The organism is Psychrobacter sp. AOP7-B1-25 (assembly GCF_052376195.1).
In the GTDB taxonomy this organism is placed as follows: domain Bacteria; phylum Pseudomonadota; class Gammaproteobacteria; order Pseudomonadales; family Moraxellaceae; genus Psychrobacter.
This window is the reverse complement of record NZ_JBQSVK010000002.1, coordinates 94,663-114,828: the sequence shown is the minus strand read 5'-3', so window position 1 is coordinate 114,828 and position 20,166 is coordinate 94,663. Positions and strand designations below refer to the sequence as shown.

The window sequence follows — 20,166 nt, the reverse complement described above, 5'->3', positions numbered from 1 at the left end:
TCAATAATATAGGAAAGCACTCTCATGGAGACGGCTCTAGATGGTAGCCATATGAATAAATATAATAATAAATCTGAACCAAACCAATCAACTGATTCTACGGTTTGTGTGTTTATTGGTCACAGTATAGAAGCGATAACAAGTGCAGTGGTGCTGGCAAGTCTTGGCCAACGTGTCCATCTTTACACAGACAAAGCGCTGCTGACGCAGCAAATACAGCAATATAGCTTTGAGCATCATCTGCAAGCACTATGGCAAATGTATGAGCAGCAGCAGGTTATTATAAGTAAGGAGTTACCAGCTAGTGCTGACATGCTAATAAAAGGCTATGAAGCAACAAATAGTAATGAGGCTGACACTCAGAGTATTGTAAGACTTTACTGGTTGTTCTTAGACAGTATTAAGCCATCGTGGACAGAAGACAGTTGGATTACTGCGTTGAATCACAGTCATCAACAGGCAATACCTGTAATTATGAGCGGTATCGAGCAATTAGGTCATATAACCGCATTATCACAGCGTTTACAGCGTGCTTGGGTATATTACGTGCCCTTTGTATTCTTACAAGATGGTGATGCTTACAATTCGATGCTAAATCCTTCATTATGGCTACTGGGCGAAAAAACAGCGAGTAGTAGCCAGTATTTGAATGTGTTGAAACCTTTGATGCAGCATGCACGCGCAAATCATCATGCTGATATCGCCACGATAGAGTTTGCTCGTAGCAGCATTATGGCGATGCTAGCGACCAGAGTGAGCTTTATGAATGAGATGTCACGTTTGGCTGATAGTCAAAATGTCGATATCAGTCAAGTTAGTCGTATTATGGGATTGGATGAGCGGGTAGGCAGTAGTTATCTACAAGCAGGGTGGGGATTCGGTGGTAATACTTTGCCTACTGAGCTGGCTAAATTGCAACAATCAAGCCGTACACACAGTTTGGATATGCCTTTATTGCAATCTATCGTACATATCAATGAAGATCAAAAAGAGTTGATATTCCGTAAGTTTTGGCAGTATTTTGATGGGTTTATCGATAATAAAACTGTGATGATTTGGGGTGGTAGTTATAAATCAGGTTCAGGACTTACCGCTGGCTCAGCTATTCATCCGTTGTTATCACTATTATGGTCTTATAATATTCGTACACTGGTTTATAGTGATAAGGCACAGCACGAGCTTGCCGAGCTTTATCAACAACAACCATTACTTGAGCTGATTACTAGTCCTTATCAGCAGCTTCACGGTACTCATGCTATTTTCATCGTTAGTTGGTCACCACGAGATCAATTAGATATTGGCAAAATTAATCAACAAGCCATGCCAGTATTTGATGCACAAAATGTACTGACACGCTCGCAAATTAGTAGTTTGGTAGGCGATTACATGGGTATTGGTCGAACTAAATAGTATTTTCTAAGTTTATCAATTTATAGAAAAAGGGTCGCTAATAAGTATTAGCGACCCTTTTTCGACTGATAATCAGAACTGTTGCTACTGGATTAATCACTTTATGCTGGTACGGCACCTTGAGTTGCTAGCCACTGCTGGATTTCTTGTGTTTTGGTAGCCAGTAACGGTTGATCGCTACGGCTTTCAATATTTAATCTGATCAGTGGCTCGGTATTTGACGCACGTAGATTGAAGCGCCACTCACCAAAGTTTAGACTTAAACCATCAAGTGTTGATTTAGCTGGACTTTGCGGGCTAAACTTCTCTTCAATAGCGTTGATGATAGCCGGTGCATCATGAGTTGTGAGACGAAAGTTTAATTCGCCTGAGCTGGGATAAGCGGCAATATAGCCTGTGACCAATTCGGATAAGGTTTTACCCGTGATGGACAATAGCTCAATAGTCAATAACCATGGAATCATGCCACTATCGCAATAGAAGAAGTCACGGAAATAGTGATGGGCAGACATTTCACCGCCATATACAGCGCCTGAGTCACGCATGACTTGCTTAATAAATGAGTGTCCAGATTTACTAATGACAGCCTTACCGTTATGTTCCTCTATTACTGCTTCAGTGTTATAAATTACTCGTGGATCATAGACGATTGATTCACTTGGGTATTTGTTCAAAAATGCTTGAGCGAGCATACCGACGATGTAGCTACCATCAATAAATTCACCACGTTCATCGAATAGGAAACAACGATCAAAGTCACCATCAAAGGCGATGCCGAGATCTGCGTTATTTTTCAAGACGGCTTGCTGGGTAGCTACTCTATTGGCTTCAACCATTGGATTGGGGATACCATTAGGGAAGCTTCCATCAGGCGTATGATGTAGTTTAATCACTTCAATTGGTGTACCAGCTTGCATCAGTTTATCAATTAATAAATCCACCACTGGTCCAGCACTACCATTGCCCGAATTGATAACCAGCTTAAGTGGTTTTAGTTTATCAGTATCGATAAAAGTCATCACATGATCGATGTACGCGCTTTTATCTGTCAATAATTGTAATTTACCTAATTGATTAACCGCAGTGAACTGCCCAGATTCTGCGAGAGTTTGAATTTCTGCCAAACCATCATCGGCACTAATTGGTTTTGAGTGCTCTTTGACCAGTTTTAGGCCATTATAGTTGATAGGGTTGTGGCTGGCAGTGACTTCGATACCACCCAACGCCTGATAGTGACTGGTAGCAAAATACACCTCTTCAGTACCACTCATACCCAAGTCGATCACATCGATGCCTGCATCCATCATACCTGCGATAGACGCCTGTTTTAACTGCTCACTAGAATGGCGAATATCACTACCAATGGCGATAGTAGGTTTTAGAGTTGTTATATCATTTTCTTGAGTCTGAGCCGCTGCCTGATAACGCTGATATAAAATCTGTGCGAACGCCCGCCCGATACGGTAGGCAATCTCTTCATCGAGATTTACCCCAAGCTCACCGCGAATGTCATAAGCTTTAAATGAACTGATAGTAATAGGGTCGAATTTCGCGGCTGGTTGATAGTTGGTGGTCGCAGAAATGGACATAATGGTAAAGTTCCTCGCGTATGAGCAGTGGTAAAATGAAGATGTCAGTAGCACAATTATAAGCCAAGCTGTGTTCAATGATACACTAACTATTAAACGAATCAGCAAACAACACATAAAACGATAAGAGCCATCCTTATGAGTATTCCAAACAGTAAAGTTACCGTGGCTGTACCAGCACAAGGAACACCAGAAGCCACTGGCCAGCTTGACAATTTATTAGCATTGATGGCACGGTTACGTATCGACTGTCCTTGGGACAAAAAGCAAACCAACCATAGCCTTATTTCGTATGCTATTGAAGAGGCTTATGAGCTAGGCGAAGCGGTACAAGGCGATGATGATGAAGATATCAAAGGTGAGCTGGGCGATGTGCTGCTGCAAGTGGTGTTTCATTGTCAGATGTATGCTGAGCAAGGGCGCTTTGATATGAGTGATGTTATCAGTACTTTGCAAGAGAAGCTGGTTCGTCGTCATCCACATGTGTTTGAAGCCGAAACGCTCAAAGACGATGCGGCAGTAAAAGTACGCTGGGATGAGATTAAGCTCGAGGAGCAGCAGGCACGCGAAGCACGTGGTAAATCAAAACGTCGCTTAGATCAGGTTAAGGCGGGCAGTGCCTTGATGCAGGCGCAAGATATACAAAAGCAAGCGTCAAAGTTGGGTTTTGATTGGGAAGGTATTGCAGGTGCTGTAGATAAGCTAGACGAAGAGATTGCTGAGCTAAAACATGAGCTGACAGATAAGTCTACAGCTGAGGTTAAAGCTAACATCAGAGAGGTCGAAAAAGAATTAGGCGACTGTATGTTTGCACTCGTAAACGTTGCACGTAAACTAAACCTTGATGCAGAAGCGGCTACCTTAACCTGCGTGCACAAGTTTAAATCTCGCTTTGGCTACATTGAAGAACAGTTAGCTGCTGCTGGCAAGTGCTTAGAAGATAGCGATATAACTGAAATGGATGCATTATGGGAAGCGGCGAAACAACATGAACGCTCATCATAGATTCTCATTTGCCAGTTTACTGACGACCACAGTTTGCAGTCTTCTATTGTCTGTGGTCGCATTTAATAACGCCAACGCAGATCCTTGTTTTAACGACCCCAAACGCGCCTATGAGTATTTAATTGCAAAAGAAAAAGCTATTACACAAGGGCGTGAGCAGAAAATTATTAATATTAATCGAGCTAGCGAAGGTGAGCTAGTTTCGTTAGATGGTATTGGTAGCAGTAAAGCGCAGGCAATAATCTTATATCGTGATATGTTTGGCGATTTTAAGACAGTGGGCGAGTTAGCAAAGGTAAAAGGTATCGGTGCAAAAACAGTCGAGAAAAACCAAAGACGTTTAAGCGTTCGCGATTAATGAGGGTGTTTTGCATTAATAAACCCCAATATTGACAAAATAGCATGTAAGTAAATGTCATAACACCCCCAGTAGGTCCAAAATTTGTTAAACTAGCGGGTACATCCGCCTGATAAACGCTGTGTTATTCAGGGGTAGTTAAAGAATACCGGCGAGGAGTAGATGCATGGCCGAGCGTGCCGCCAAGCAGTTAGAACTGAACAAATCTGAATTACCCAATTCCATTACTGAAGTGATTGCTACATTGACCCGTGCTGGGTTTGATGCGTATATCGTCGGTGGTGGTGTGCGCGATACTTTATTAGGTCTGCGCCCGAAAGACTTTGACGCTGTCACCGATGCCAAGCCGCATGAGATTAAAGACGTCTTTGGTAAGCGCTGCCGCATTATCGGTCGCCGCTTTCAGTTAGCACATGTATATTCAGGTCGCGAGCTGATCGAGGTTGCTACTTTTCGTGGTCCACCAACCAGTGCTGCCAATACCAACCAAGACGGTATGATTCTGCGCGACAATGTTTGGGGCGATATCCAACAAGATTTCTCCCGTCGCGACTTTTCTATCAATGCGCTTTATTATCAACCACTCAAAGGCATCGTTCATGATTTTTGTGGCGCACTTGATGATATTGATAACAGAGTCATTCGTCTATTGGGCAATGCGCCAGTACGTATCGAAGAAGATCCTGTGCGCCTGCTACGTGCCTTACGTTTCAAAGCCAAACTAGGCTTCGAGTTTGATGAAGCATTGTCCGCGCAATTCAATGATGGAAACTGGTCACTGCTTGAGCAAATATCACCGCATCGTCTCTATGATGAGACGCAAAAGATGTTTACTGGCGGCTATCTAGTACCACTATTGCCGCTATTGTTTGAATCAGGTGCGATTGATAGCCTTATTATCTATCCACCGTCTGAGCCAAGTGCTTTAGTGAATCAGGTGGCTATTAATACCGATAAGCGTATTGCAGCAGGCAAGAGTATCAACCCTGCGTTCTTTTATGCTGCCTTACTGTGGGAAAACTACCTGCATCAATTGGCAAAAGCTAAGAAACGCAATATGCCGTTTGCCGAAGCGCAAATGCATGCGGCTGGTAAAGTCATCGACCGTCAGCGTATTAAAACCGCTATTCCGAAATTTGCTGAGCAATTTATCCGTGATATTTGGATATTGCAGCCAAAACTTGCAGCCCCGCGTAGCAAACAAATCGTTCAACTGTCTGAGCATCCGCGTTTCCGAGCGGGCTTTGACTTTTTGTTATTGCGTGAGCAATGTGGCGATGCTGAGCATCCGCTATCAGAGTCAACCAACGATATGGGTGACTGGTGGCAGACGTACCAAACTTTGTCCGAACAAGAGCAGCAGCAGGCGATTGAGGATTTTGACGAAAATATTCGCCGAGGTGCTTATAAAAAAGGGCAACGTGGTCGCGGACGTAATCGTCAAGAATCAAAAACACAAACTACTGATAACGCAATACCTAATCAGAACAGTACAAAGCAAAATAAAGCCGATGACCGTGCTGAAAAAGGTAGAAATGATCAAACAATGGTGAATGATTCATCAAATATTCCAGCCCGTCGTCGCCGTGCTGCAAGCCAATTTAAAACTGGCCGTAATGACAGCGCAAGACACAACGTGCAGCAAGTAGAGCAAGACAATAATGAGCTTGTTCAGTTACAGCAGTTGTCTCTCGCTAATAACAAGCAGTCAGCAAGTCAACAGGTAAAGCCTAAGCCTTTATTTGTTATAGAGCATGAAAACGTTGTTCCACCACTACAAAAGCAACTGTCAGCTGATGATACGTCGAAACGCAGCAAAGCACCTGTACGAAAGCAAGCATCAACCAATCAAGATGCACCAAAGCAAATGGTTAAGTCTGAACGCTCAAATAACGTTCAATCATCTAATACTAACCAGCCAGAAGTTCAGGTATCAGCTAGACCAGCTCGCTCGATTGCAAGATCACCTGCGCTAGTCAGTATGAATAACGAGCCGATTCCGCATAAGCGTCGCCGTCGTCAGCCTACTGTAGATGGTACAAGCAGTGTCGAAGTACAAGGCAATAACGATGCGAAGGGCAGTAGTGACAAAGCAAAGCCAGCGGCGAAGTATGCGAAAAAAGTGCCTAAGCCTGCAGTTGAATCGACTGATAAAAGCGATACTAAAAGTGTAAAGGCAGTAGGTAGCAAGGCAGTAGATAGCAAAGACGCGGTAAAAACCGCTGCACCTGCGAGAGCCAAGAAGTCGGCAAAAGCAACTACTGCGAAGGCTACTAAAGCGAAGCAAGATATGAGCGATCAGATGCCTGCTGTGAAAGTAACTGATAATAAAGGCCCTGTACCATCGAAGCGCCGTCGCCGTCAGCCTAGTATTGAAAGCGCATAATATGGATAATAGTAACTGGGTTACCTGTTATATGGGCTTGGGTAGTAACCTCGCTAATGAGCTGGGTTCGCCTACCGATCATTTGCAGCAGGCGCTTGCAGTAATGCGAGCACATGAGCAAGTACGTGAAGTAAGGGTCTCTTCTTTTTACGCTTCAGCACCGATGGGTCCGCAAGATCAGCCAGATTTTGTCAACGCAGTGGCTGGCTTTGAGACGACACTTGCCCCTTACGATCTGCTTGCTTTTTGTCAGCAGCTGGAGAACATGGCTAAGCGTGCACGTTTGCGTCGTTGGGGTGAACGTAGTCTAGATGTTGATATTTTGCTATACGGTGAGACGCAGATTACTGATCCATCACTGACAGTACCGCATGCTGGTTTAAGTGAGCGCAATTTTGTTTTAATACCACTGCGAGAGTTGTCGCCAAATTTAACCATCGCAGGTAAGTCGATAGGTGACTATTCCCAAAGTAACGATTGGACAGGTTTAACATTATTATCAAGCAATTGATTATAAGTAAATGATACTGAGTGATAGACGTTAAATGTTTGAAAGGTTTGTCTAACGTATTTCAAGCATAGCTCGGATAGTAGCAATATTGATAATCAAAGGCATTGCGGATTAATTGAGGGTCATATGACGACATTATCTACTCTAAATAAGTTTAAAAAAGACGGTACCAAGTTCACTTGCTTGACCTGTTATGACTCGATGTTTGCACGAATGATGGAAAAAGCCGAAATTGATACGATTTTAATTGGGGATAGCTTGGGCATGGTTGTACAAGGCCATGACTCGACACTACCTGTGACAGTTAAGGATATGGCTTATCACACTGCCAATATTGCCCGTAGCAATAAACATGCGCTGATATTGGCTGATCTTCCGTTCATGAGTTATGTGACATTACCAGAAGCTGTTGCTAATAGCCGCACGCTAATGCAAGCAGGGGCGCATGTCGTAAAAATTGAAGGCGGTAGTGAGCTGTGCGAATTGGTAACGACCTTGGCGCAAGCAGGTACACCAACTTGTGTACATCTTGGTTTGACTCCGCAATCAGTCAACGTGTTTGGTGGTTATAAGATTCAAGGTCGCGGTGATGAAGAGGCTGATAAACTGCTTGCTGATGCCAAAGCAGTCGTAGCCGCTGGTGCTGCACTGCTGGTATTAGAATGTGTGCCTGCTGAGCTTGCAAAAGCCGTTACTGAAGCCGTTGCCGTGCCAGTCATTGGTATTGGTGCTGGTGCAGATACTGATGGCCAAGTGCTAGTGATGCACGATATGCTTGGTATGGCACATGGCCGAGTGCCACGTTTTGTCCATGATTTCTTAACCGATGAGCGCAATAGCGCGCACAGTATCGAAGGTGCTTTTGCACTCTATCAGCAGTCAGTACGCGAAGGTAGTTTCCCGACTGAGCAGCACCAATTTAGCTGATTTTGAAGTTATTAAAGTCATTTAAGCTATTGAACAACAGAACGCTTGAATAGAAGAAAAATAATCATGTCTCCAATTATTCATTATGATATCTCATCACTACGTGAAGCGCTTCAGCCTTATCGTAGTCAGCAAAGTGACAGACAAGAGCGTCAGCAGCGTATCGCGTTAGTACCAACAATGGGTAATCTACATGATGGTCATCTTGAGCTGGTAAGAATTGCCAAACAGTATGTAGATGTAGTGGTAGTCAGTATTTTCGTTAATCCTACTCAGTTTGGCGTTGGAGAAGATTTTGACAGCTATCCACGTACGCTAGATGCAGATGTGACTAAGCTTGCGACAGTTGGTGCAGATTACGTGTTTGCACCTAGCATTGATGCAATGTATCCAGTATTACCACCACCTACTGCTGTGTTGGCTGGAAATATCGCAAACCAACTATGTGGTCAATCACGTCCTGGACACTTTGATGGTGTTGGCATCGTTGTCTCTAAACTGTTCAATATCGTACAGCCAGATGTGGCAGTATTTGGACAAAAAGATTATCAGCAGCTTGCTATCATTAAGCAACTGGTACGTGACTTGAGTTATTCTATTAATGTCATTGGAGCGCCTATTGTTCGTGCTGATGATGGTTTGGCACTATCGTCGCGCAATCAATACTTAAGTGCAGATGAACGACAGGTTGCTCCTGTACTACATCGAGAATTGCAAGAATTTGCTCAGAAATTGAAAAGTACGGTTCTTAGTCAGCAAGTATTCGACCAATTGTTAGTAGATACGCGGAGACGTATTAGTGACGCAGGTTTTATTATTGATTATTTGGAAGTAAAGACTGAAGAGCTGGGCTCTGTTGTGAGCGACTCTACAACCTTTAATATAGAAAACGAAAATATCGTTATTTTAGTTGCAGCTTGGCTAGGACGAGCGCGCTTACTAGATAATCAGTTAGTAGTGATAAATTAGGCTTTTATGACATATCAGTAGACTGGATACAATAGACTTGGATGAGTAGATCATGGGTGTAAGTCAGGATCAAAATGTTAATATGTCAGTATCAATAGCGGATCAGATGTCTACAAATAAACTCAGTATATTGGTGGTGTCAGGGCGTTCAGGATCTGGTAAAACCTCAGTATTGAATATTTTAGAAGATCTGGGCTATTATTCTATTGATAATCTGCCTTTGTCTTTATTACCTAATGCTGCTCATAAACTGGTTAACGAAAGCGGCATTCATCGTATAGCGCTTGGTGTTGATATTCGAACGCCACGTGCTGATCTATCTAATTTTGCAGTAACGTATGCCTCTCTTAAGGAAACTTATGGATCTAATGCGGTACAGATTCTATATGTGACTGCACAAGAGAGTACGCTGATAGCACGTTTTAACGCGACGCGCCGTGTACATCCTTTGATGTCGCAAGATACTGACAGTGGCAATACTAAGCATATTGCCTTTAATTTACCTGCTGCTATCAAAAAAGAAGTTGAACTGTTAGAGCCGATTGCTAGTCATGCTGATATTAGGATTGATACCAGTAGCCTAAACATTCATCAATTAAAAGACAGTTTGCGTGAACATATAGGCATGGACAACCAGATTGTCATCAATCTACTGTCCTTCGGTTTTAAATACGGTAGCCCAATTGATGCTGATTTTGTATTCGATGTTAGGGTTTTACCGAATCCGCACTGGAACCCTGAGCTACGTGACTCGACAGGTCTGGATACTGAGGTAGCCATATTCTTTTCAGATTATCCAGAAGTAGCAGAAATGATGGATGATATTGATAAGTTTTTGACCCGTTGGCTACCAGAGTTTTTGCATAATAATCGCCATACGGTCACGGTTGCCATAGGCTGTACGGGCGGCAAACATCGTTCTGTTTTTATTACTGATCATCTACAACGTCGCCTTGCTAATGCTATGCCTAAAGGCGTAAAAGTATTGGCAAAACACCGCGAAAAAAGTCGTTGGTAGTGATATCAGACACTATTTAATTTATTAATTATTATTTTGGAAAGCTTTTATGATTGACTGGAAAGAACAGGACATGCGCGTCTCGCGCACAGAACTCAAAAAAGCCCATGAGCGCTTGCAGCAGTTATCTATACCGCTTGCTAGCCTATCGAAAAAACAGCTAAAAGCCTTACCTGCCAGCGATTACTTCATGGCAGAGCTAATGGCGCTCGCTGATATTACCAGCGCTAATGCTCGCAACCGTCAGACCAAACGTGTTGGCAAACTCATGATTGAAGAGAATCGCCATGAGCTGATAAAAGCACTATTTGATGCCTTTTTTCCTAAAGAGCAAGTTTCAAAAATAGAGAGCTGGTACGAGCGTTTAAATATCAATGATGAAGGTACGCTTAAGCAGTTTGTGAAGCAATATAAAGCTTCTGAGCACCACAGCATGTACCAGTTACTATTGTGGATAGAGTATGCCAAACATATGCAAGATGATGAGTTGCTAGCAGAATCTAAAGAAGATTTGGCGAGTTATGTTCGTGAAGTGGCTATTTTATCGCAGCTAAAAAAATAACACTTATACCAAGCTAGAAAGCTATTAATTAAAATATCGTTAGTTAAAAATTGATAGTTAGGAAATAACTAGCTAAAAAGTCATGCACAAAAAAGCCAATCATAAATTGATTGGCTTTTTTGTGCATGACGTACAGTTGAATCGTATCGTACGTCATGTATATTATTAAAATCTTTATTACTTGAGCTATTTCTTTTCAGCACGTACTTTATCAACTAAAAAGTCAACGATCTTAGGTACAGTAGCGTCTTGACCGCTGATGACATATTTACCTTGTACCACAACGGTTGGTACACCCGTTACTTGATAGCGTTTAGCGCCAGCTTGTGAGCGACCAATTTTTGTACCAACAGCGAATGAGTTGTAAAGGCTATTGAATTTTTTCTCGTCAACACCTTGTGAGCCATACCATTTGCTTAGTGACTGTTGGTCAAACAGTTTTTTACCGTCTTTATGGATTGCGTTAAATAAAGCATCATGTGTTTTGTTTTCAAATCCTAGTAACTGCGCTGCATAGAAACCGCGAGCGTTGGTTTCCCAAACAGGATTCATTGCCGCTGGCGTTTTAAAGAAGGCAACATCTTTATCTTTGTTCTTTGCCCATTTTTCCATATGGGGGTTAAGCGCATTACAATGTGGGCAACCATACCAAAAGAATTCACGAACAATGATAGCATCACCGCTGATTTTCTCTGGGTTGTCTAGCACACGATAATCTTTTCCAGCGACATAGTCTGCAGCTTGTGCGCCCATAGAGGCAAGTCCGATGGCCATGGCTAGACCAGTCAGTGTGATGACACGTTTCATACTTTATCCTTGAGGTGTGGAGACTTAGAATGGGTTAAGAGAGTGGTGCCTGTATAGTTGTTAGACATGTGACACTCCAAAATATATAACTTTTAAAGCGTCTAAACTAGACAGCGCCGAGTATAATCGAACAATAACAAAGTATCGACTATGATAACGTAAAAAGTATGTACTTGTGAATCGCATTCTTAACCGATAGTTGTAAAGCTGTTAGCTATTATTTAAGGTATATTGCTTGTTAGTTTCTGAACCTACTGTTTCTCAAACGTCTGCTTTATTTCTATGCATGGTGCAAAACTGTTCAGAGTATCAGGATGCGATATTATTATAAGGATATATATCTTTTTTATATTAAAATACTGCCCAATAAATAGTGTAAAGTTTAAAATTATTCACAATCGGTGACGATGTGCTTGCGACAAAAATGCTACTCTCATGCTAATATTAAGCACATAATCGTGCACGGTAAACGATAATAACTATAGTGACAACCAAGGAACATACCATGAGCTCAGCTTTAAATTCTTCGTCAACTTCAAGTGATCAAAATAATAATACCGCTTTCAATAATGCAGAGTCTAACACCATAAACGTGGATCCTAGTGAAGTCGAAAAATTTAATAACTTGGCAAGTGAGTGGTGGAGCAATACAGGCGCGTTTGCAACGTTACACGAAATTAATCCATTACGTTTAAATTGGATAGAAGAAAACGTCAAACGTGGCTATCAAAACGCTGCTAGCAATAACGATACTGCCAACAAGACCGCTGAGCAAGGACTTGCTGGCAAAAAAGTACTTGATGTAGGATGCGGCGGCGGAATATTGTCAGAATCTATGGCATGCCGCGGTGCTGATGTGACAGGAATTGATTTAGGTACAGAAAACTTAAAGGCTGCTGCGTTACATGCAGAACAAAGCCATTTAGAGAATACGCTTCGTTATCAGCATGTACCCGTTGAAGAGTTGGCAAAAACGCATGCTGGCCAGTTTGATGTGGTGACTTGCATGGAGATGCTAGAGCATGTGCCAGACCCTAGCTCGATTGTGCAGGCTTGCTATGAGTTGCTAGCTCCTGGCGGGGTTTGCGTACTATCAACGATTAATCGTAATCCTAAGTCTTATCTGTTTGCCATTGTTGGTGCAGAGTATGTACTGCGATTGCTTGATCGTGGTACCCATGACTATGCTAAATTTATTACGCCGGCTGAATTGGATAAAATGACACTCAGCACGGGTTTTGTCCGTCAGGATATTATCGGTTTACATTATAATCCGTTGACTAAACGCTATTGGCTTGCCCAAAACGTTGATGTCAATTATATGATAGCTGTACAAAAGCCACTGGTTTAATGCTACACACAGTCGTTTATTTACTATACTTTCACTAAACACGTCATCAATTTCAAGAGCATTCACTATGACCCAATTTGTAAAAGCTGTTTTATTTGACCTTGATGGGACATTAATCGACACTGCTGCTGATTTTGTTCGTATCATTGGTAAGATGAGCCTCGAAAATGATTGGCAAGCACCGCCTGAAGTGGAAATTCGTGAGCAAGTCTCTGCGGGTGCCTCAGCCATGGTACAACTGATGCTCAGGCATAATGACCAACTCGAAGTCAGTGAAGAGGCGTTGCTTGAGTTTCGTCAGCAATTCTTAGACGATTATGAAGTAGATATCTGCGTCGATAGTTGCGTGTTTCAAGCACTTGAAGCGGTATTGACCGAACTTGAAGCAAAGGGTGTGCCGTGGGGTATCGTTACCAATAAGCCGCGTTACTTAGCCGAAAAGCTACTAAGTGAGATGCAACTGGATCAACGCTGTGCGGCTCTGGTATGTCCAGATGATGTATCACGCACCAAACCAGACCCAGAGCCTATGTATATGGCGTTAGAAAAGCTTGGTATTCCCCGAGGTGCGGCGGGCTGCGTAATCTATGTCGGTGATCATGTACGTGATATTGAAGCGGGTAATGCAGCTGGTATGCCAACGATTTTGGCCGCTTATGGGTATATTCCACCTGAAGATCAAAAGTCTTTGAAAAAATGGGGTGCCGACTATATTACGGATACGCCTGAGCAGTTAAACAAATTACTGCTCTCTTCTGGTAAGTTTGAGTATTTATAGATTGCATTTTTCTAAGCTATCTTTTTACAGGTAGTTTCAATAGCGTTAGTAGTAAAGCTAGAATACCAATTATATATCACCAGTTTTATAACCGTAAGCATATATCCTTAACGATTTGATGATAAGTAGTGAGTAATGCCATGAGTGACAATAATAACCAGCCAATCGATCAACAAGACAATAAGAAAACGGTTCAAAGTCCTATTCAGCCTTTGACTCATGACGATATTCGTAGTTTTGTGCCACCGAGTAACTGTTTAGATGGTAAGACTATCTTAGTGACTGGTGCAGGGGATGGTATTGGCCGTGTTGCTGCATTAACCTATGCTCGTTATGGTGCCACTGTCTTGTTATTAGGACGCACTAGTAGCAAGCTTGAATATGTTTATGATGAGATTGAAAGCCTTGGTGGTAAGCAGCCTGCTATGTTGCCGATGAATTTAGAAGGGGCAACTTACGCTGAAATGCAGCAGCTTGAAGGACTAATTAACAAAGAAATCGGTCAGTTAGATGGTATCTTACACAATGCTGGTGTGTTGGGCCAACTGACGCCACTTGAGATGTATGACGTCGATACTTTTGCCCAAGTGATGAAAGTAAATTTCACAGCGACTTTTATGCTGACCCAAGCGTTATTGCCGCTATTAAAAGATGCTGATCACGGCTCTGTTGTTTTTACCTCTAGCACTGTAGGTACACATCCTCGCGCTTTTTGGGGGGCTTATGCACTCTCAAAACAAGCAGTAGAGGGTATGAGTGATATTTTTACTCAAGAAACTCAGAACACCACTAATCTACGCTTTAACTGTGTAAATCCAGGCGGTACTCGTACCAATATGCGTGCGCATGCTTATCCGGGTGAAAATCCTATGAGCTTAAAAACGCCTGAGGACATTATGGCTGGCTATGTTTGCCTGATGAGTGATGAAAGTATTGGCGTACGCGGCCAAGTAGTTGAGCTACAACCTAAAGATTAGCAGTGCAGTTTGTGAATCGATTACGTCGTTATTTATTGATAGTTTTATAAACTATCGCAGGTTGCAATTACCCATAGCTAGCCCCATCTATTTGTTATTAAAGACATTTGTATTGTCTGATTATAATGAATAAAAAATAGGGTAAAATTATGGCAGGTGGTTGGTCAAGAGATGGTGCTGAGCACGAACAGATGGATGCAACTGTAAATGATGCGTTGGAGCGAGCGCGACGTTCGTTGCCAACAGGTATAAGTGCTGAGCTGTGTGACGAATGTGGCAAGCCTATTCCGGAGGCAAGGCGACTGGCAGTGCCTGGTATTCAGCATTGCGTTAGCTGCCAGACAGAGCTTGAACAAGAAGCAAGAGCAGCTGAGCTGTTTAATCGTCGTGGTAGTAAAGACAGTCAGTTGCGTTAAAAAATAGTTAGTTGCTTCGAAAAAAGAAGGGCGAACATTGCTAGATAAAATAGCGATGTTCGCCCTTTTTGTTTGTTGCTATATAACCATTGCCATCAGTTCGCGATCGCAATCTTCCCAGTTTATCAAGGATGATGACGTTTCAGTATTATTCTTGCTTTCTGTTTTTTCTATAGCTGTATCGACAGCAACACCTGATTGTAAAATAATTTCTAACCGACTATCAGTCTGTGGGTCAATAGTTTTGGTAGTTAGACTACCAGGGTTAAAATTGATCTGCATCCATCCATCAGAGGTATGCACCACGCCCTTGATACGTTCCCAGTTTGGCAATGCTAATAGCCAGTTCTGTAGGTCGTCAGCGTTTAGTACGTAGTATGTAGGTAGTCGCCATCCAGCCAATTGAAAGTCCTGCTGCTCTTCATGATAGCGATAGGGTAGGTCGTTATCAGCATTGGATTGAGCTTCGTGCTCATCTACAGATGGACTCGACAATGGCATAGCGGCTAAAGAATTGTCTTGAGGCCGTAAACCAATCATCGATTTTTGAGAATGAGCGATACTGACTTTGCGTTGATTCGAAATGATATAGCTAGGTTTGTTCAGCTGATCTTTCAACGTTGCTGAGTATGCGTCTGTTAATTGGCCGTCTGATAAATCTGTTGTTTCAGCTGACGCCAGTCTTGATACTGTCCAAATGATTTTTACTTGGGAATTTAGCTTGGTTATCCATTTTGCTAAAGCTTGTTTTTCGCTAGCATCTAATTGAGCATATCGGTTGATGACCAACACATCGGCATCACGGACATGCGCCTGAAAACCATCATGATCACGATACTTAGTCTGTTGCCACTGCTCGCCACTCAACACGGTTATCACGGCATTCATTTTTAGTGCGGTTTGCCAATGCGGCGCACTGAGTTGTAGTATCAGCTCGCGTGGATGCGCCAATCCTGTAGGCTCAATAAGTAATCGCTGCGGATGATGATCACTGAGCAGACGACTGATTGCAACTTGTAAAGGCAGCTGACTGGTACAGCAAATACAGCCACCACTGACTTCACGAATGGCGATATTTTCTTGCTCAAAATCACTGTCTTGAGAACTCGCTAAAAGTGCACCGTCGATACCGATACGGCCAAACTCATTGATCAGTAGAGCCCAGCGCTCGTCATTAGGTTTTGTGGACAGTAACTGATTAATGACAGTGGTTTTACCAGCACCTAAAAACCCTGTCACTAATGTGCAGGGTATATTTTGAAAAATCATAGGTTTTTTCACAGGTATACTCATCATATCGGCACGTGCCTGTAAGCAACCAAACACGGCCTATATTGAAAGAAATTAGATCAGCCAAAAGTTATTCACTTTTGACGGTTTCTATCTCAGCTTCATCAGGAACGAACACATAACCTACGCCCCAAACCGTTTGGATATAACGCGCCTGTGAAGGGTTGTCTTCGATTAGACGACGTAAACGTGATACTTGGACATCGATAGAGCGCTCCATCGCACCCCATTCACGACCACGAGCAAGGTTCATGAGTTTGTCACGGGTCAATGGCTCACGTGGATGCTGTACGAGTGCTTTTAATACTGAAAATTCACCAGTCGTTAAAGTAACAACATTGCCGTCACGTTTAAGCGTACGGGTCGACAAATCCAGTGTCCATGGCCCAAATTCAACCACTTCAAGTTGGTGACTTGGCGCACCTGGCAATTCTCGGTTTTGACGACGCAGTACCGCTTTGATACGAGCCAAAAGCTCTTTTGGGTTAAAAGGCTTAGGTAAATAATCATCTGCACCCGCCTCTAAACCAGCAATACGGTCGGCATCGCCACCTTTAGCGGTAAGCATAATGATAGGAATATCTGCATTGTCTTCACGTAGACGCTTGCAGATACTGATACCGTCTTCGCCTGGTAGCATTAAATCGAGCACGACCAAGGAGAAAAGCTCACGCTGCATGAGTTTATCCATCTGACTACCATCATGAGCAGTACGAACAACGAAACCATCATCTTCTAGAAAGCGTTGCAACAAAGAGCGCAGACGAGCATCATCATCGACGACTAAAATACGCTGCGTCAACGTGTCAGGGCTGTTGTTATCGGTCATACAGACATCCTTTTATAAAAATTATTGTTATCAGAAACGACAAATAAATAGCTATAAGCAAAAATATTGCCATTAATCATCATTATTTAATTATTGGTTACGAATAAGCGCATTATAAAATTAAAAACTATTGTTCAATATGTCAGCACATATCAATATTTGTGTTATTACTACTTTAGTGTATAAGATTGCACCGTGAATTGCATCACCCATGATAATAAATGCTGTATGCGTTTGTTTAATAAGTGCATAGGATGTGCGACATAGAAGGATTTACGCCATAAAATGCGCAATAAATAACGAAAAGATAAAAAGGATTTTTATTCATGCAGCTTTTGCTATAATGCAAAGCTACATTTCTCAACGATTGATACGTATATGAGTAGCACTGATACCTTAACGTCATCTCAAACCTCGACAAATGCACAGGTTTTAGATGCAACCACACACGCGAATATTCACGACAAGCTTGCTCGCGCGCTTGGCATTAAGACTGCTCAAGTCAATGCGTTTGTCAAACTTTATGATGAAGGCGCGACTGTTCCCTTTATTGCGCGTTACCGCAAAGAGAAGACTCAGAATCTTGATGATGCGCAGCTGCGTGCTTTAGAAAAGTCTCTTAATTATGAGCGTGACATGGCAACACGTCGCCTCAAAATTACTGAGCTGCTCAGCACGCAAGGCAATCTGACTGATGAGCTACAGACGCGTATCGATAACGCAACGTCTAAGCTTGAGCTTGAAGACATCTACCTGCCATATCGCCCGCGTCGTCGTTCACCTGCTGCCAAAGCTCGTGCTGCTGGTCTTGACACTGCTGCCCAAGCGGTCTTGACCCAAGAAATCACCCCGACGGATGCCTTGGCTGACTATCAAGTCCAGTCAAGTATCACTGATGACAGTGGTAATGAAATCGAGGTTGATTTTAGCGACATCGAAAAACAACTCGCTGGCGTACAAGCGATCATAGTTGATGAATGGACACAAGCACTGGGCTTGTTGGATAACTTACGCAGTGGTTTTGCCAAAACTGCCAGTATCGTATCGAGTGTTGCGAGCGAAGAAAAGCGCGAAGTTGGCGAAAAATTCAAAGACTATTTTGAGCATAGTGAAAGTCTTGCTCGATTGCCAAACCATCGCCTATTAGCAATGTTGCGCGGTCGTCAAGAAAACGTCTTGGGTCTAAAAATTGAAGGCGAAGACACGCCATTTATCGAAAAAATCATCAGTCATTTTGATGTCGATGCCAAAGCACCAGCAGCACGTCGCGAGTTTTTAGCAGAGGCAGCCAGTAGCTTGTGGAAAGACAAATGGCGTCCGCATATCGAGCATCGCTTGTTAACTGAAAAGCGCCTAGCCGCAGAAGCGGATGCGATTGATGTGTTCGCTAGCAACTTACAGCATTTGCTAATGTCTGCGCCAGCAGGACCGAAAGTGATCTTAGGTGTCGATCCTGGTATCCGTCATGGCGTAAAAATGGCCATCGTCGATGCGCAAGGTCATGTTGTGTCAGATAGCGAAGAGAAACCTGTGATAGCGACGGTGTATCCGTTCGCACCTGATAATAAAATGGATGAAGCAAAAAAAGTTATCGATGCGCTGTTGAGCACTTATAATGTTGATTTGGTGGCCATCGGTAATGGTACTGCAAGTCGTGAAACAGATGCGATGATCAAAGAGATTTTGGCCGCGAACGATGCACTAAAAGCCAAAGCCGTCATTGTTAATGAATCGGGTGCATCTGTTTATTCGGCAAGTGAACTTGCTAGTGATGAGCTTGCTAACCTAGACGTTTCGGTACGCGGAGCGGTTTCTATTGCTCGTCGCTTGCAAGATCCATTGTCAGAGCTGGTCAAAGTTGATCCAAAAGCCATTGGCGTGGGTCAATATCAGCACGATGTTAATCAAAACCAGCTTGCAGACAGTCTTGATAAAGTAACTCAAGATAGCGTGAATGCCGTTGGTGTGGATGTGAACACAGCCAGTCCAGCTATCTTGGCTCACATCGCAGGCCTCAATCGCAATGTGGCGCAGCAAATCGTCACCTATCGCAAAGAGCACGGTGCATTTGATAGTCGGGAAGCGCTTAAAAATGTCCCACGCCTAGGCACTAAGACATTTGAGCAAGCAGCTGGTTTCTTACGTATTCATAATGGTAGCAATCCACTAGATGCCACTGGTGTGCATCCAGAGAGCTATGCATTAGTCGATAGCTTACTCGCACAAGCGGACAAGCCGTTGTCAGAAGTCATCGGTAACGATGGTGTGCTCAATACTATCGATACGACTACATTGGCTGCTAACGACGATAATGTCAGCGTAAAAGCGATTATCGAAGAGCTTGCTAAACCTGCTCGCGATCCACGTCCTGAGTTTAAAACAGCCAATTTCCGTGATGACGTCAATAGCATTAAAGATCTAAGCGAAGGCATGACGTTAGAAGGAGTGGTTACTAACGTGACAGCTTTTGGTTGTTTCGTTGACGTTGGCGTGCATCAGGATGGTTTGGTGCATATCTCGCAGATGGCCAATGACTTTGTCGCAGACCCTATGAATCGTGTCAAACCTGGTGATATTGTGTCGGTACGTGTCATCTCTATCGATGAGAAACGTGGCCGTATTGGGTTTAGTATGAAGCCTGAATCAGAAAAACCTGTACGTACTGCAGCCAAGTCTACGACAGCTAGTGCAGATGGTGAGAAAACCAGTCGTACGCGCAATAACAATACAAATAGCAATCGTCCAACTGCTGACAAACGTCCATCTAAGCCACGTAGTAAGCGTCACGATAAAGACAACGCGAGTAATCGTAGTAAACCAGCTAAAAAGGATAAAGCTGAAGCCCCAAGTAAGATGGGTACACTCGGAGCTCTATTACAAGAAGCTGGCGTCACCAAAGCTAAGAAATAAGTACTATTAAAAGTAGCTACAGTCTATAGTCACGCATAACAAAAAAGGCAGCCATATGGCTGCCTTTTTTTGT

The 20,166-nt window shown here is 43.0% G+C and carries 18 protein-coding genes; 14 read left to right on the top strand and 4 right to left on the bottom strand.

From position 1 onward, the window contains the following. The first annotated feature begins 51 nt into the window (after window positions 1-51). The gene (locus ACT3QR_RS03140; RefSeq protein WP_444520100.1) at window positions 52-1,410 is read left to right on the top strand and encodes a UDP-glucose/GDP-mannose dehydrogenase family protein; all 1,359 of its coding nucleotides are present in this window, start codon (window positions 52-54) and stop codon (window positions 1,408-1,410) included. Between the two features lie 101 nt (window positions 1,411-1,511). Here the strand turns inward: ACT3QR_RS03140 and ACT3QR_RS03135 are convergent, their stop codons facing one another. Beyond that, window positions 1,512-2,999 (bottom strand): phosphomannomutase CpsG, encoded by a 1,488-nt coding sequence (locus ACT3QR_RS03135; RefSeq protein ID WP_444519944.1) that lies wholly within the window; start codon window positions 2,997-2,999, stop codon window positions 1,512-1,514. A 138-nt stretch (window positions 3,000-3,137) separates the two neighbouring features. Between ACT3QR_RS03135 and mazG the strand changes: the two genes are divergently transcribed. The 8 genes from mazG to yjgA all read left to right on the top strand — a co-directional run bounded on the left by mazG (window position 3,138) and on the right by yjgA (window position 10,735). After that, window positions 3,138-4,004 (top strand): nucleoside triphosphate pyrophosphohydrolase, encoded by an 867-nt coding sequence (mazG, locus tag ACT3QR_RS03130; RefSeq protein WP_444519943.1) that lies wholly within the window; start codon window positions 3,138-3,140, stop codon window positions 4,002-4,004. Continuing rightward, window positions 3,988-4,362, top strand: a complete 375-nt coding sequence (locus ACT3QR_RS03125; protein ID WP_444519942.1) for a ComEA family DNA-binding protein — start codon at window positions 3,988-3,990, stop codon at window positions 4,360-4,362. The genes mazG and ACT3QR_RS03125 overlap by 17 nt, the downstream gene beginning before the upstream one ends. Before the next feature lie 166 nt (window positions 4,363-4,528). Further along, entirely contained in the window at window positions 4,529-6,748 is a 2,220-nt protein-coding gene (pcnB, locus tag ACT3QR_RS03120) for a polynucleotide adenylyltransferase PcnB (protein WP_444519941.1), read from the top strand. A gap of 1 nt (window position 6,749) precedes the next feature. Then, window positions 6,750-7,259 (top strand): 2-amino-4-hydroxy-6-hydroxymethyldihydropteridine diphosphokinase, encoded by a 510-nt coding sequence (gene folK / locus ACT3QR_RS03115; protein ID WP_444519940.1) that lies wholly within the window; start codon window positions 6,750-6,752, stop codon window positions 7,257-7,259. Between the two features lie 126 nt (window positions 7,260-7,385). Then, complete coding sequence (panB, locus tag ACT3QR_RS03110; RefSeq protein WP_444519939.1) at window positions 7,386-8,186, top strand: 3-methyl-2-oxobutanoate hydroxymethyltransferase; 801 nt, start codon at window positions 7,386-7,388, stop codon at window positions 8,184-8,186. Between the two features lie 66 nt (window positions 8,187-8,252). Then, a complete protein-coding gene (gene panC / locus ACT3QR_RS03105) occupies window positions 8,253-9,155 on the top strand; it encodes a pantoate--beta-alanine ligase (RefSeq protein ID WP_444519938.1) in 903 nt (300 codons plus the stop codon). 106 nt (window positions 9,156-9,261) lie between these two features. Beyond that, entirely contained in the window at window positions 9,262-10,173 is a 912-nt protein-coding gene (gene rapZ, locus ACT3QR_RS03100) for an RNase adapter RapZ (protein WP_444519937.1), read from the top strand. A gap of 49 nt (window positions 10,174-10,222) precedes the next feature. Then, the gene (gene yjgA / locus ACT3QR_RS03095) at window positions 10,223-10,735 is read left to right on the top strand and encodes a ribosome biogenesis factor YjgA (RefSeq protein ID WP_444519936.1); all 513 of its coding nucleotides are present in this window, start codon (window positions 10,223-10,225) and stop codon (window positions 10,733-10,735) included. 186 nt (window positions 10,736-10,921) lie between these two features. Here yjgA and ACT3QR_RS03090 read toward each other — a convergent pair whose 3' ends face one another. Next, window positions 10,922-11,542: a thiol:disulfide interchange protein DsbA/DsbL gene (locus tag ACT3QR_RS03090; RefSeq protein WP_444519935.1), complete on the bottom strand. Its 621-nt coding sequence runs from the start codon at window positions 11,540-11,542 to the stop codon at window positions 10,922-10,924. Window positions 11,543-12,047: 505 nt separating this feature from the next. On the opposite strand from ACT3QR_RS03090, the gene ubiG reads away from it, so the two are divergent. The 4 genes from ubiG to ACT3QR_RS03070 all read left to right on the top strand — a co-directional run bounded on the left by ubiG (window position 12,048) and on the right by ACT3QR_RS03070 (window position 15,064). Next, a complete protein-coding gene (gene ubiG / locus ACT3QR_RS03085; RefSeq protein ID WP_444519934.1) occupies window positions 12,048-12,893 on the top strand; it encodes a bifunctional 2-polyprenyl-6-hydroxyphenol methylase/3-demethylubiquinol 3-O-methyltransferase UbiG in 846 nt (281 codons plus the stop codon). Window positions 12,894-12,960: 67 nt separating this feature from the next. Then, complete coding sequence (locus ACT3QR_RS03080; protein ID WP_444519933.1) at window positions 12,961-13,671, top strand: HAD family hydrolase; 711 nt, start codon at window positions 12,961-12,963, stop codon at window positions 13,669-13,671. Between the two features lie 140 nt (window positions 13,672-13,811). Continuing rightward, window positions 13,812-14,648, top strand: a complete 837-nt coding sequence (locus ACT3QR_RS03075) for a YciK family oxidoreductase (protein WP_444519932.1) — start codon at window positions 13,812-13,814, stop codon at window positions 14,646-14,648. A 149-nt stretch (window positions 14,649-14,797) separates the two neighbouring features. Beyond that, entirely contained in the window at window positions 14,798-15,064 is a 267-nt protein-coding gene (locus tag ACT3QR_RS03070) for a DksA/TraR family C4-type zinc finger protein (protein ID WP_444519931.1), read from the top strand. A gap of 78 nt (window positions 15,065-15,142) precedes the next feature. Here the strand turns inward: ACT3QR_RS03070 and ACT3QR_RS03065 are convergent, their stop codons facing one another. After that, window positions 15,143-16,333, bottom strand: a complete 1,191-nt coding sequence (locus ACT3QR_RS03065) for a CobW family GTP-binding protein (RefSeq protein ID WP_444519930.1) — start codon at window positions 16,331-16,333, stop codon at window positions 15,143-15,145. A 91-nt stretch (window positions 16,334-16,424) separates the two neighbouring features. Next, window positions 16,425-17,183: an osmolarity response regulator transcription factor OmpR gene (gene ompR / locus ACT3QR_RS03060; RefSeq protein WP_444519929.1), complete on the bottom strand. Its 759-nt coding sequence runs from the start codon at window positions 17,181-17,183 to the stop codon at window positions 16,425-16,427. A 378-nt stretch (window positions 17,184-17,561) separates the two neighbouring features. Between ompR and ACT3QR_RS03055 the strand changes: the two genes are divergently transcribed. Further along, a complete protein-coding gene (locus tag ACT3QR_RS03055) occupies window positions 17,562-20,093 on the top strand; it encodes a Tex family protein (protein ID WP_444519928.1) in 2,532 nt (843 codons plus the stop codon). The last annotated feature ends 73 nt before the right edge of the window (window positions 20,094-20,166 follow it).

What these genes read in the sequence shown, in the direction of transcription:
- ACT3QR_RS03140 (WP_444520100.1), top strand. Translation starts at nt 52, where the DNA reads ATGAATAAATATAATAATAAATCTGAACCAAACCAATCAACTGATTCT.
- ACT3QR_RS03135 (WP_444519944.1), bottom strand. Translation starts at nt 2,999, where the DNA reads ATGTCCATTTCTGCGACCACCAACTATCAACCAGCCGCGAAATTCGAC.
- mazG (WP_444519943.1), top strand. Translation starts at nt 3,138, where the DNA reads ATGAGTATTCCAAACAGTAAAGTTACCGTGGCTGTACCAGCACAAGGA.
- ACT3QR_RS03125 (WP_444519942.1), top strand. Translation starts at nt 3,988, where the DNA reads ATGAACGCTCATCATAGATTCTCATTTGCCAGTTTACTGACGACCACA.
- pcnB (WP_444519941.1), top strand. Translation starts at nt 4,529, where the DNA reads ATGGCCGAGCGTGCCGCCAAGCAGTTAGAACTGAACAAATCTGAATTA.
- folK (WP_444519940.1), top strand. Translation starts at nt 6,750, where the DNA reads ATGGATAATAGTAACTGGGTTACCTGTTATATGGGCTTGGGTAGTAAC.
- panB (WP_444519939.1), top strand. Translation starts at nt 7,386, where the DNA reads ATGACGACATTATCTACTCTAAATAAGTTTAAAAAAGACGGTACCAAG.
- panC (WP_444519938.1), top strand. Translation starts at nt 8,253, where the DNA reads ATGTCTCCAATTATTCATTATGATATCTCATCACTACGTGAAGCGCTT.
- rapZ (WP_444519937.1), top strand. Translation starts at nt 9,262, where the DNA reads ATGTCTACAAATAAACTCAGTATATTGGTGGTGTCAGGGCGTTCAGGA.
- yjgA (WP_444519936.1), top strand. Translation starts at nt 10,223, where the DNA reads ATGATTGACTGGAAAGAACAGGACATGCGCGTCTCGCGCACAGAACTC.
- ACT3QR_RS03090 (WP_444519935.1), bottom strand. Translation starts at nt 11,542, where the DNA reads ATGAAACGTGTCATCACACTGACTGGTCTAGCCATGGCCATCGGACTT.
- ubiG (WP_444519934.1), top strand. Translation starts at nt 12,048, where the DNA reads ATGAGCTCAGCTTTAAATTCTTCGTCAACTTCAAGTGATCAAAATAAT.
- ACT3QR_RS03080 (WP_444519933.1), top strand. Translation starts at nt 12,961, where the DNA reads ATGACCCAATTTGTAAAAGCTGTTTTATTTGACCTTGATGGGACATTA.
- ACT3QR_RS03075 (WP_444519932.1), top strand. Translation starts at nt 13,812, where the DNA reads ATGAGTGACAATAATAACCAGCCAATCGATCAACAAGACAATAAGAAA.
- ACT3QR_RS03070 (WP_444519931.1), top strand. Translation starts at nt 14,798, where the DNA reads ATGGCAGGTGGTTGGTCAAGAGATGGTGCTGAGCACGAACAGATGGAT.
- ACT3QR_RS03065 (WP_444519930.1), bottom strand. Translation starts at nt 16,333, where the DNA reads ATGATTTTTCAAAATATACCCTGCACATTAGTGACAGGGTTTTTAGGT.
- ompR (WP_444519929.1), bottom strand. Translation starts at nt 17,183, where the DNA reads ATGACCGATAACAACAGCCCTGACACGTTGACGCAGCGTATTTTAGTC.
- ACT3QR_RS03055 (WP_444519928.1), top strand. Translation starts at nt 17,562, where the DNA reads ATGAGTAGCACTGATACCTTAACGTCATCTCAAACCTCGACAAATGCA.